The following is a 12,221-nucleotide window of genomic DNA, read 5'->3' on the forward strand; positions in this document are numbered from 1 at the left end:
CACGCTACGCGAGCGCCTCAGCGCCGGCATCCGCCTCGAGATGTATCCGTGCGCCTATGCGCGGCAGAGGATCTCGCCGTGCGGAACCAGGTACCACCCGTCGCCGTCATCGGCCCAGCGCTTCCAGGCGTCGCTGATGGCGCGGAGGTCTTCCGGCGTCGCCATCCCGCTGTCGACGAGCTGGCGCGCGAGCGCGGACTCGAGGATCCGGTCGGCCCACATGCCTCCCCACCATGCCCGTTCGGCGGGTGACGCGTAGCACCACGTGGATGCCGTCGCCGTGACGTCGTCGAACCCTGCTGCCCGCGCCCAGGACAGCAGACGACGGCCGGCATCCGGCTCCCCGCCGTTGGCCCGAGCGGCCTCGCGGTACAGGGTGAGCCAGCGGTCGAGTTCAGGAAGCACGGGGAACGACAGGAAACCGGCGTAGTCCGCATCGCGGGCCGCGACGATCCCGCCGGGGACGGTGACGCGACGCATCTCGCGGAGCGCCTGCACGGGATCGCCGACATGCTGCAGCACCTGGTGCGCGTGCACGACGTCGAAGGAGTCGTCCGGGAAGCTCAGCGCGTGGACGTCCTCCACCGAGAAGTCGACATTCGTGAGGCTGCGCTCGGTGACGAGGCCCCGCGACAGGGACAGCGCGGACTCGTCGATCTCCGTGGCCGTGACGTGGGCGACGACGCCCGCGAAGTCGACCGTGATCGATCCGGGGCCGGCGCCGACGTCGAGGAGGCGGGTCGTCTTCTCGAGGTGAGGGCGGAGATAGGCGGCGGAGTTCGCGATGTTCCGGATGTTGTGCGAGCGCAGGACGGACTCGTGATGTCCGTGGGTGTACAGGGCCATGCGGATCAGTCTGGCAGGTGCGCCCGCACCTGCTCGGCGACCTCGGACGCCGACATCCCGGCCCTGCCGATGAGAAGCTCTCCCGCGCGCACAGGCGTCTGCCGCTGACGCGCACCCAGGGCGACGATGTCGTCGACGGCCTGCGGGGAAGCCCCGATCAGATCGTCACCGGCCAGCAGCGGACCGGTACCCGCGGCCCCCTGCAGCGCGCGAGCGCGGCGGGTGTCGTCGTCGGCATCCAGCCGGAAGAACCGGATGTCGGAGCCGGGGAAGGCATCCCGCACGGCCGCCGGGCTCGTCTCGAAGGGGGCCACCGCGACGAGGGTCCGCGCTCCGGCTCCGGCGAACAGCCGCTGCAGCGAGGTCGTGTTGCGCAGCCCCACGGTGCGGTCGACGTTCCATACGAACCCGAGCTGGGCGACATCGACGAATCCCGTGCGCTGCCCGGCCCTCCACGACTCGGCGGCGATCTCCCAGCCGACACTGGACGCTCCGGCGCATCGTGGCCCCGTGATCCAGATGATTCTTCCCGCCACGTCGGGCTCCCTCCGCGGGAACTCCGCGGGTGTCGCGACGGATCCGGGAGACGGCCGTTCGAGCACGATGCGCACGGTCTCCTCGACGGCGCTGCCGTCTGTGGCGACCCTCGCCCACGCCGGATGAGCCGCCGCGGCCTCCGCCGTGCCGACCGCGAGCACATCGTCGACCTGCTTCTGCGGCCAGCCCCGGGGAGCGAGACGCACTCGCCTCGTCGCCTCATCCGCATCCAGCCAGAGCGAGACCGTGGGGTGACCGTTCGCCCGGGGCGGGTCCGCCGGATCAGCGACTCCCGAGACGACGAGCCGCTCGACACCGGCAGCGGCGAAGGACCGGGCGACGCGTCGGAGCGCGTTCTCCTTGAGATCCCAGCGGTCGGGATCCTCAGACGGGGCGGGATAGCACATGCCGAGCTGGTCGATGTCGACGTATCCGACGCGCACGCCGTCGGCCGTCAGCTGGCGGGCGACGGCCCACGCGACGGTGCTCTTGCCCACGCCGGGCACTCCGGCCAACCGCAGTATGTCCATCCGACGAGTCTGGCAGGAGCCCCGGGTGTCAGTGGAGCTCGGCGGCCACGCGCCGGATCGCCTCGCGGTCGGGCTTGCCGGAGGCGAGCGCCGCCAGCTCGTCGACCACGATCATCCGGGCCGGCCGTGCGTGCTTGCCGATCTCCTCGCCCACGGCGTCGCGTGCCTGCGCGAGCTGCTCCCCCTCGCTGCGCCGCAGGACCTCGCCGCGTGCGACGACGATCACCGAGGCCTCCCCCCAGCGTTCATCCTCGACGCCGACGACGACAGCCTGGTGCAGGCCGGGGATGCGCCGCACGATCCGCTCGACGCGGTCAAGCGAGATGTTGATCCCCCCGGACACGATGACGTTGTCGGCGCGCCCGTGCACACGGACGACGCCGTCCTCCACGAGTCCGAGATCACCCGTGCGATACCAGCGGATGCCGTGCTCGTCGCGCACGAATGTGCGCGCGGTCAGGGCCGCGTCCCCGAGGTAGCCCTCGGCGAGCATCGGGCCCGCGATCCGCAGTTCGCCGTCGACCGATCGCACCGTGACCGTCTCGAGCGGCACCCCGTCGTACACGCAGCCGCCGCTCGTCTCGGTCGAACCGTAGGTGCGGACGAGACGGATGCCGAGGTCGGCGGCGCGCTCTCGCAGCGGTTCGGGCAGCGACTGGCCGCCGACGAGGATCGCCCGATACGCCTGCAGGGCGGCACGCACGGCCGTGTCCCCGGCCGCGTCGAGCAGCGTCGCGACCTGGGCGGGCACGAGGGATGTGAACAGGTCCGGGAGGCCGGCGCTCGACCCTGGCGCCGGTCGCAGCATCTCGAACGTCGCCTCGGCGAACGAATTCGGCGAGAAGCGGCCGTCGATCACCGCCGGCTCCGTGCCGGCGAGAATCGATCGCACCAGGACCTGGAGCCCCGCCACGTAGCCGGCGGGCAGTGCGAGCAGCCACCGCCCGCTGCCGATGCGGCTCGCTGTCGCCTCGGCACTCGCCCGCAGCGCCTCCGCGCTCAGGGAGACGCGCTTCGGGATGCCGCTCGACCCGGAGGTCGCGATGACCGCCGCGATACCGTCCGGCACCTCGTCCGGTGCACCCGCGAGCATTCCGAAGCCCAGGGCCGGCCCGTCGTCGAGAGCGCGCTGCAGCGCGTCGCGGAGCTGCCCCGGGTCTTCGGCATCCGTCGCGATCAGGGCGGTCATGGCAGGTCCGCGGGCTTCAGTAGTGCCAGGGGAACGACGACCAGTCGGGGTCGCGCTTCTCGAGGAACGAGTCGCGTCCCTCGACGGCCTCGTCGGTGCCGTAGGCCAGGCGGGTCGCCTCACCGGCGAACACCTGCTGTCCGACGAGCCCGTCGTCGACCGCGTTGAACGCGAACTTCAGCATCCGGATCGCCGTGGGCGACTTGGTCAGCACGGTCCGTGCCATCTTCAGCGCCTCGACCTCGAGCTCGGCATGCGGCACGACGCGGTTCACCGCGCCGGCCTCGTAGGCGCGCTGCGCGGAGTACTCCTCCGCCAGGAAGAACACCTCCCGCGCGAACTTCTGCCCGGTCTGGCGGGCCATGTAGGCGGAGCCGTATCCGGCGTCGAAGCTGCCGACGTCGGCATCCGTCTGCTTGAAACGCGCCTCTTCCGCCGAGGCGATCGTCAGGTCGCACACCACGTGCAGCGAGTGCCCGCCGCCGGCTGCCCATCCCGGGACGACGGCGATGACGACCTTCGGCATGAAGCGGATGAGACGCTGCACCTCGAGGATGTGGAGACGTCCCACGCGAGCGGAGGAACCCTCGGCCTCTGAGCCCGTCGCCCCTTGGGCCCCTGAGCCTGTCGAAGCGTCGGAGTACTTGTACCCGTCGCGTCCGCGGATGCGCTGGTCGCCGCCGGAGCAGAACGCCCACCCGCCGTCCTTCGGGCTCGGGCCGTTGCCGGTCAGCAGCACCGCGCCGATGCGAGGGTCCTGACGCGCGATGTCGAGAGCGCGGTACAGCTCGTCGACCGTGTGGGGGCGGAAGGCGTTGCGCACCTCCGGCCGGTCGAACGCGATGCGGGCGACGCCCCCGTCGTGCGTCACGTGGGCGGTGATGTCCGTGTAGTCCTCGGCTCCGGGCGCGAGCACCCATTCGGCGGGGTCGAACAGATCGGAGACGAATGCGGTGGTCACGGGATCCAGCCTATTCCCGCCCTCCCCGAGAACGACGAAACGCCGCCCCGAAGAGGGCGGCGTTCCGTCTGCCGGGAGTTCAGCTCCGGCGCGCGCGCGAGGCCTTCAGCCAGCCGTCGATGATGTCCCACACGACGATCCCTGCCGTGACGACGCCGAGGACGACGCTGACCACACGCAGCACCCCGCCCTGCTCGGCGGCACCGGCGTTCGCATTCGCGAGGTCGTCTGCGTGGTTCGTCGCGAGGTAGTCGAGGAACTCCGGGTTGACCAGCTGACCCGAGGCGAGCAGGTACAGCGCGGGAACGGCGAAGGCGATGGCCAGTACGGTGTTCACCACGGCGAAGCCGGCGTTCCAGCGTCCGGCGCGGTAGACGGCGATCGCGAGCAGCAGCTCCGCCGCCATCAGGACGAGCAGCGCCGTCATCCACCACGGCCACAGCTCCGGGTTCAGGATGGGCAGCGCCTCGCCGTCCGTGCGGACGAAGCCTCGCAGCGCATCCCACAGGATCGCGGCACCCGCTAGCACGAGGAAGATGATCGAGCCGATCATCTCGGAGAAGCCGGCACGGGTCTCGTAGATCTCCGGCAGCTGGTCGACGCTCCACTCGGTCTCCGGCACCGGCACCGTCCGCTCCAGGATCGCGAAGACGAGCGTGGTCCAGAAGCCCACGTTCACGATCACCTGGATGATCACGACGACGACCGCGCCGATGGTCTCGCCGATCGTCGCGAATTCCAGGATCTTGGCGATCGTGACGCCGAATGCCGCACAGGCGGGAACGATCCAGAGGAGCAGCTTCAGCAGTCGCCACCAGACGAGGAAGTAGCGCGGGCCGATCAGGTGCAGCGGGCGATCGGCGTAGCCGGCGGCGAGGACGCCCGGGTCGCCGAGCTCCGTGAGCACGGAGTGCTCGGCGGCCTCGCGCGGCTCGCCCTGCTCGACGCGGGCCTCGACGGCGTCGGCGATCGATGCCTCGAGCTCGGCCCGCACATCGGCCTGCGCCGTCGCGGGCAGGCTGCGGATGGTGGCGGTGATGTACCGCTCGGTGAGGGTGGTCTTGGTAGGCATGTCAGTTCTCCTCTGAGGTGAGGGATGCGATCGCCGTCGTGAGAGATCGCCATTCGTCGGTGAGGGTGTCGGCCAGCCGGACGCCGGTCTCCGAGGTGCGGTAGAACTTGCGGGGCCTGGCCTCGTCGGTGTTCCACTCGCTCGTCAGGTACTCCTGCTTCTCCAGTCGGCGAAGCAGCGGGTACAGCGTGTTCGCGTCGGTGGCGAAGCCGCGGCGCTCGAGGTCCTCGAGCAGTCCGTAGCCGTACCCCGCCGTGCGCAGCAGCTGCAGGCAGGCGAGCACGATGGTGCCGCGCCTGAGCTCCTGCAGATGTGTGTCGAGCGTCTCGTTCATGAATCACACGTTACTGTGCGTCACACACCATTGTCAATCACACATTTATGTGAGGGCTCCCGTGACAGTTCTGGCGGGTGTCTCCATCCACGACCCGCCACAGCTGCCACGGGAACGAGAAGCATGGGGGCACAATGGGGTCATGCTCCCCCCGCTCGCAGACCTCCTCGCTTCCGCCCGCGTCGCCTCGCTCCCGATGCACACCCGCTTCCGCGGCGTCGACACGCGGGAGGCGCTCCTGTTCGAGGGGCCGGAGGGGTGGGCCGAGTTCTCCCCCTTCGTGGAGTACGACGATGCGGAGGCCGCGAGCTGGCTCGCCGCCGCCATCGATTTCGGCTGGCATCCCCAGCCCGCGCCGCTGCGCGATCGAGTACGCGTGAACGCGACGATCCCCGCGATCCCGGCGGAGCGCGTCGCCGAGGTCCTGGCGCGCTTCGCCGGATGCCGGACGGCGAAGGTGAAGGTCGCCGAGCCCGGCCAGACGCTCGCGGACGACGTCGCCCGGGTGCGCGCAGTGCGGGAGGCGATGGGCCCGGAGGGTCGCATCCGCGTGGACGCGAACGGGATGTGGAACGTCGACGAGGCCGAGCACGCGGTGCACGCCCTGAACGAATTCGACCTCGAGTACGTCGAGCAGCCGTGCGCGACCGTGCCGGAGCTCGCCGACCTGCGCAAGCGGGTGAAGTACATGGGCATCCCGGTCGCCGCTGACGAGAGCGTGCGAAAGTCGTCCGATCCGCTCGCCGTCGCCCGCGCCCGCGCCGCAGACATCCTGGTGATCAAGGCGCAACCGCTGGGCGGAGTGACGCACGCACTGCAGATCGTGACGGCCGCCGGTCTCCCCGTCGTCGTGTCGAGCGCACTCGACACCGCGATCGGCCTGTCACAGGGCGCCGCCCTCGCGGCTGCTCTCCCGAACCTGGACTACGACTGCGGACTCGGCACCTCGTCGCTCTTCCTCGATGATGTCGCCGACCTGCGCCCTGTCGATGGCGCGATCCCCGTCGGCCGGGTGACGCCGGATGCCGCAGCGCTCACGCGCCTGGCCGCCTCGGCCGAGCGCCGCGACTGGTGGCTGGCCCGACTCGAGCGCTGCCACGGAGTGCTCGCCGAGGCCTGAGCCGGCTCAGCCCTCGATGAGCAGCTGCACCAGCCGGCCGAGCTCTTCGCTCCCGGAGTGGCGGAGCTTCTCGTCGTCCTGGCCGGCCATCGCACCGCGGACGGTCATGCCCTCCCAGACGATCATGAGCATGCGGGCCGCGACGTCGGCCGGCAGTCGCAGCTTCAGCCGCCCCGCCGCGACGATGTCCTCGACGATCTGCGCGATGCTCGCGACCATCTCGCGCTCCTGCGCCAGGTAGGCGATGCCGAACTGCTCGTCGCGCAGGGCACGGATGCGGATCTCGCTCATCAGCATCACCCCGAGGCGATCATCGCCCCCGAGCTCCATGACCTGCTGCACCAGGTCGATGGGGTCGCAGCCTTCGGCGAGCGCGCCCTCTGCCGTCATCTCCTCGACCCGGGTGCGGACCGCGTTCACGCGCACCTCGGCCACACTGGCCGTGAGCATGAGGAACAGCTCGTCCTTCGACTCGAAGTTGGAGTAGAAAGCGCCGCGAGTGAAACCGGCGCGCTCGCAGACGGCCTCGACGGAGGCGCCGTCGAGGCCGACCTCGGCGAAGACCTGTGCCGCCGCCTCGAGGAGTCGGGCACGCGTGTTCTCCCGACTGCGGGTTGCGGGTGTCGTCATCGAAACCTCCTGACCCTTCACTCTCGCATGATTCACACCCCGCACACAGACTCCAGCGGGCGGGTCACTTTACGATACATCTATGTATTGAGTACACCTGTGTATCCAATCGGCATCTCTCGGAGGAACGCGTGTCCACTCTCCTGTCCTCGCTCGGTCGCTGGTCCTATCGGCATCCGTGGCGTGTCCTCGTCTCCTGGCTCCTCGCGCTCGGCATCGCCGGGGCGGGCGCCCTGGTCCTCGGTGCCGGAACGGACAACTCGTTCTCGATCCCCGGCACCGAATCGCAGGCCGGTCTCGAGCAGCTGTCGCGCTCGTTCCCCCAGGTGAGCGGCACCAGCGCGCAGATCATCGTGGTCGCCGCCGACGGCGACAAGGTCACCGACGACGACTATCGCGACGAGATCGAGCAGTCCATCGGCGAGATGGAAGACCTCGACGGCGTGCTCGCGGCCAACTCGCCCTACGACGAGATGGTCAGCGGCATGATCAACGACGACGAGACCGCCGCGATCGTGCGGCTGCAGTTCGACGGCGAATCCACCGACGTCTCGGACGAGACGAAGGACTCCCTGCGGGCGGTGTCCGATGAGCTCGGCGAAGCGCTCCCCGACGGCGCGCAGACAGCGCTCGGCGGCGACCTCTTCGCCACATCGATCCCCGGCCTGACGCTCACCGAGGCGGTCGGGCTGCTGATCGCGCTGCTCGTGCTGATCGTGACGTTCCGCTCCTTCGTCGTCGCCGGGCTCCCCCTCCTCACGGCGGTCCTCGGCGTCGGCATCTCGATGGCCGGCATCTTCGCGGCCACCGCGTTCGCCACCGTCTCCTCCACCACCCCGCTTCTGGCACTCATGCTCGGCCTCGCGGTCGGCATCGACTACGCGCTGTTCATCATGGCCCGGCATCAGGACCAGGTGCGCGACGGCGTCGATCCCGAGGAATCCGCGGCCAGAGCCGTCGGCACGGCCGGATCTGCTGTCGTTTTCGCCGGCGTCACGGTGCTCATCGCCCTGATCGGTCTCGGATTCGCGGGCATTCCGTTCCTCACGACCATGGGCATCGCGGCATCCGTCGCGGTGGCCATCGCGGTCGCGATCGCGGTCACTCTCACTCCGGCACTGCTCGGCTTCATGAAGGGCAAGGTCGTCGGCCGCCCGCGCCGCGCACCCAAGCCCAAGAAGGGACAGAAGGTCGCCGCTCCGCGTCGCGGGTTCAGCGACCGCTGGGTCGGCGGCGTCACCAAGCATCCCGTCCTGGTCTCGCTCGCCGTGGTGATCGGGCTCGGCATCGTGGCAGTGCCCGCGCTCAGCCTGAACCTGGCCCTCCCCAACGCCGGCGTGCTGCCGAAGGACTCCGAGGCGCGCCAGAGCTACGATCTCGTCGGCGAGGAGTTCGGGCCCGGTTTCAACGGTCCCCTGATCCTCACCGGAACCATCGTCACCTCGACCGATCCGCTCACGCTCATGGAGGATCTCGGGGACGCCGTCGCCGACATCCCCGGCGTCAAGGAAGTCGCCCTCGCGACCCCCAATGAGACCGCCGACACCGGCATCGTGCAGATCATCCCGGAGACGGCACCCGACGATCCTGCGACGGCCGACCTCGTGCGCGAACTCCGGTCTCACCACGACGAGTGGCTCGACGAATTCGGGATCGACCTCAAGGTCACCGGCTTCACGGCCGTCGGCATCGACATCTCCGATCAGCTCGGCAACGCCCTCCTGCCGTTCGGCATCTTCGTGATCGGGCTCTCGCTGATCCTGCTCACGATCGTGTTCCGCTCGCTCTGGGTGCCGATCACCGCCGCCCTCGGCTACCTGCTCTCGATCGTCGCCGCATTCGGCGTCGTCGGCGCGGTCTTCGAATGGGGCTGGTTCGCCGATCTCCTCCATGTCGCCAAGGTCGGCCCCATCATCAGCTTCATGCCGATCATCCTGATGGGCGTGCTGTTCGGCCTGGCCATGGACTACCAGGTGTTCCTCGTCTCCCGCATGCGCGAGGACTTCGTGCACGATCCCGCCTCGAAAAGCCCCGATCGCGCGACCCGTCGTGCCGCCGCCCTCCGCGCCGTGCGCAGCGGATTCACCGGCTCGGCGAAGGTCGTCACGGCCGCAGGGCTCATCATGTTCGCGGTGTTCGTCGCATTCGTCCCCGAGGGCGACTCGTCACTCAAGCCCATCGCCCTCGGCCTCGCGGCCGGCATCGCGATCGACGCCTTCCTCGTGCGCATGACCCTGATCCCCGCGCTGATGGCCATCCTCGGCGAGCGCGCCTGGGAGATCCCGACCTGGCTGGAGAAGATCCTCCCCCGCGTCGACATCGAGGGCGAGGCCGTCGAACGCGAGCGCCACCTGTCCGAGTGGCCCGGCGACGGCTCCGTCGTGGCAGCGGACGACCTGGTGATCAGCGCGGACGCGCCGGTCATCGAAGGCCTGACGGTGCGCATCCTCGAGGGCGGCGCCGTGGTCGCGACCGGAAGCGACGCGCGCACCCGCCGCGCTCTGGCGCTCACGATCGCCGGCCGCATCGCCCCGAGCGACGGGCGTCTCCGGGTCGGCGGCCACCTGCTCCCCGGCCGCGCGGCCTGGGTGCGCTCGCACGTCGGGTGCGTGCTCGTCGACGATGCGGATGCCGCGCTCGACGATCTCGCCGAAGCCCTGCGGGGCACCTCCGCGGTCGTGGTGATCGACGGCCTCGACCGGCTCACGGGCGGCCAGCGCGACCAGGCGGCAGCGATGCTCCGGGATGCCGCGGCCTCACGGCCCCTCGCCGTCTTCGCGACCGCTGCCGATGCCGCATCGGCCCGCACGACTCTCGCCGAGGCCGGCTGGCCCGACGCCGACACACTCGACACGCGCGCTCCGCGCCGAATCGCCGCAGAATCCACCGAGGTGACCGCATGACACTCCCCATCGAGCGCGCCCGCTCCCGCAAGCCGGTCACGTGGCTGACCATCCTCGGCATCCTGCTCCTGCCGGCGGCCGTCGGCGGCATCCTCGTCGCGGCGCTGCAGAACCCGACCGAGCGGCTCGACTCCATGACGGCGGCGATCGTGAACCTGGATGAGCCTGTCACGATCGACGACCAGCTCACGCCCCTCGGGCGTCAGCTGGCCTCGGGACTCGTGGAGGGCTCTGACGAGCTCGACTCGAACCTCACCTGGGTCATCTCGAACGAGGACGACGCGAAGGAAGGGCTGGCCGACGGCACCTACCAGGCCGTCATCACGATTCCCGAGGACTTCTCCGCGGCGGCGACCTCCGCGGGGCAGGCCGTCGCCGACGGCGGAGGGGATGCCGAGAAGGCCACCATCACGGTGACCACCCCCGACGACGGCCTCGTCGCCGACGACCTCATCACCGGTCAGATCGCGAACGTCGCCGCATCGACCATGGGAACCATGCTCACCGAGGCGACGACCGACAACATCCTCGTCGGCTTCACCACGATCGGCGATCAGATCGGCGAGGCAGCCGACGGCGCCGTCGAACTCGCCACCGGCGCCCGATCGGCCGCCGACGGCGCGGCCGCCATCCCCGACGGCGCCACGCAGCTCGCCTCCGGGGCGAGCCAGCTCGCGACGGGGGCGTCGTCGTTGGCCTCCGGGCTCGACACCATCGCGGGCAAGACGCGCGAAGCGGCCACCGGCGCCGGGCAGATCGGCGCCGGACTCACGAGCGGAGCTGCAGCTCTGGAGCAGAACGTCGGAGGCATGAACCAGCTCGTCGGAGCGATCCAGGCAGGTTCCGCTTCCGCGGGATCGGCGGCGACGCAGTCGGCCGATCTGGCCCAGCGTCTCGGCGAGATGGCGGCTGCCTGCGTCCCCGCCACGAACGGACAGGCGATGTGCGATGAGCTCTCCGCGGCAGCCGCGGATGCCGGCGTCGCCGCGGAGTCCGCCGGCACCGCATCCGGAGTGCTGAACAGCGACCTGGTCGCCCCCGGTGTCGCCGCGATTCCCGGAACCTTCAGCACTCTCGCGGCGAGCATGTCTCAGGCCGGCGCCGGCGCCACGCAGCTCGCGGGCGGGTTGAACCAGCTCGCCGGTGAGGGCATCGACCAGTCCGCGGCCGGTGCGCGCTCGCTGTCGTCCGGTGCGACCCAGCTGTCGGGCGGCGCGACCGAGCTCGCCACCGGCACGTCCGAGCTCGCCACAGGACTGGACACCCTCGCGACCGGCACCGGCGATCTCGCCGGCGGCCTGCGCACCGCGGCCGAGTCCCTCCCCTCGTTCAGCGATGAGGAGTCGACGTCGCTCGCCTCGGTGATCGCCGACCCGGTGTCGACGAACTCGTCGATGAACACCATCTTCGGCCCGACCGCGATCCCGCTGCTCGCGGCCGTGGTGCTGTGGTTCGGCGGATTCGCGTCGTTCCTGGTGATGCGCGCGCACACGGCCCGCACTCTGACCTCGCGGCGTCCGTCGGCCGCCCTGACGCTGCGCGCGTTCGCTCCGGCCGCACTGATCGGTGCGGGCCAGGGCCTGCTCGTCTCGCTGGTCGTGCAGATCATCGCCAGCTACGACGCCGCCGCGTGGTGGGCGTTCGCGGGCACCGCGGTGCTCGCCGGGATCGTGTTCGCCGCCGTGAACCAGGCGCTCGTCGCGCTCTTCGGCGGCACGGGGCGCTGGATCGCCGCCCTGGTCGGCGTCCTCGCGGTCGCGACGGGACTCATCTCCACGGTTCCCGACTGGCTCGCCGGTCTCGGAGCCGCCCTGCCGACGGCTCCGGCCTTCGCGGGCCTGATCGCGGGCAACGGCTCGGCGATCGCGGCGCTGGTCGTGTGGGGCGTGCTGTCCCTCGTCGCGACGACGCTCGCGGTGACCCTGCGCCGCACGACCTCGGCGAAGGCGGTCCTCGCCACCGCTTAGCCCCGGCACCCCCACCGCACGACTTCGGAGATCGGCCTCGACTCGCCGAGAATCGCCCCTCGAACACGGCGAGTCGGGCCGCAGCTCCGAAGCCGTGCCCGGGATCGCACGTGTTCGGCGTACGCTCGCGTC

At 70.6% G+C, this 12,221-nt stretch carries 10 protein-coding genes; 3 read left to right on the plus strand and 7 right to left on the minus strand.

The window, feature by feature from the left end; genetic code table 11:
* Positions 1–54: 54 nt before the first annotated feature.
* The 6 genes from MRBLWH11_RS20330 to MRBLWH11_RS20355 form a co-directional block, all read right to left on the minus strand.
* Positions 55–846, minus strand: a complete 792-nt coding sequence (locus MRBLWH11_RS20330) for a class I SAM-dependent methyltransferase (protein ID WP_116634468.1) — start codon at positions 844–846, stop codon at positions 55–57.
* A gap of 5 nt (positions 847–851) precedes the next feature.
* A complete protein-coding gene (locus MRBLWH11_RS20335; protein ID WP_116634467.1) occupies positions 852–1,913 on the minus strand; it encodes an AAA family ATPase in 1,062 nt (353 codons plus the stop codon).
* A gap of 28 nt (positions 1,914–1,941) precedes the next feature.
* The gene (locus MRBLWH11_RS20340) at positions 1,942–3,102 is read right to left on the minus strand and encodes an AMP-binding protein (protein WP_116634466.1); all 1,161 of its coding nucleotides are present in this window, start codon (positions 3,100–3,102) and stop codon (positions 1,942–1,944) included.
* A gap of 16 nt (positions 3,103–3,118) precedes the next feature.
* Positions 3,119–4,063 (minus strand): 1,4-dihydroxy-2-naphthoyl-CoA synthase, encoded by a 945-nt coding sequence (locus MRBLWH11_RS20345; RefSeq protein ID WP_116634465.1) that lies wholly within the window; start codon positions 4,061–4,063, stop codon positions 3,119–3,121.
* A 79-nt stretch (positions 4,064–4,142) separates the two neighbouring features.
* Positions 4,143–5,135 (minus strand): permease prefix domain 1-containing protein, encoded by a 993-nt coding sequence (locus MRBLWH11_RS20350; RefSeq protein ID WP_116634464.1) that lies wholly within the window; start codon positions 5,133–5,135, stop codon positions 4,143–4,145.
* A gap of 1 nt (position 5,136) precedes the next feature.
* Positions 5,137–5,469, minus strand: coding sequence for a helix-turn-helix transcriptional regulator (locus MRBLWH11_RS20355; protein ID WP_116634463.1), 333 nt, complete (start codon positions 5,467–5,469; stop codon positions 5,137–5,139).
* A gap of 142 nt (positions 5,470–5,611) precedes the next feature.
* On the opposite strand from MRBLWH11_RS20355, the gene MRBLWH11_RS20360 reads away from it, so the two are divergent.
* On the plus strand, positions 5,612–6,589 hold the full coding sequence (locus MRBLWH11_RS20360) for an o-succinylbenzoate synthase (protein WP_341946235.1): 978 nt from the start codon (positions 5,612–5,614) through the stop codon (positions 6,587–6,589).
* A 6-nt stretch (positions 6,590–6,595) separates the two neighbouring features.
* Here MRBLWH11_RS20360 and MRBLWH11_RS20365 read toward each other — a convergent pair whose 3' ends face one another.
* Entirely contained in the window at positions 6,596–7,219 is a 624-nt protein-coding gene (locus tag MRBLWH11_RS20365; protein ID WP_116634461.1) for a TetR/AcrR family transcriptional regulator, read from the minus strand.
* A gap of 131 nt (positions 7,220–7,350) precedes the next feature.
* Between MRBLWH11_RS20365 and MRBLWH11_RS20370 the strand changes: the two genes are divergently transcribed.
* Together MRBLWH11_RS20370 and MRBLWH11_RS20375 are read left to right on the plus strand one after the other, a co-directional pair.
* The gene (locus tag MRBLWH11_RS20370) at positions 7,351–10,122 is read left to right on the plus strand and encodes an MMPL family transporter (protein ID WP_341946236.1); all 2,772 of its coding nucleotides are present in this window, start codon (positions 7,351–7,353) and stop codon (positions 10,120–10,122) included.
* Positions 10,119–12,089: a YhgE/Pip family protein gene (locus MRBLWH11_RS20375; protein ID WP_341946237.1), complete on the plus strand. Its 1,971-nt coding sequence runs from the start codon at positions 10,119–10,121 to the stop codon at positions 12,087–12,089. The genes MRBLWH11_RS20370 and MRBLWH11_RS20375 overlap by 4 nt, the downstream gene beginning before the upstream one ends.
* The last annotated feature ends 132 nt before the right edge of the window (positions 12,090–12,221 follow it).

The sequence above is a fragment of the Microbacterium sp. LWH11-1.2 genome, from assembly GCF_038397745.1.
Lineage (GTDB): Bacteria > Actinomycetota > Actinomycetes > Actinomycetales > Microbacteriaceae > Microbacterium.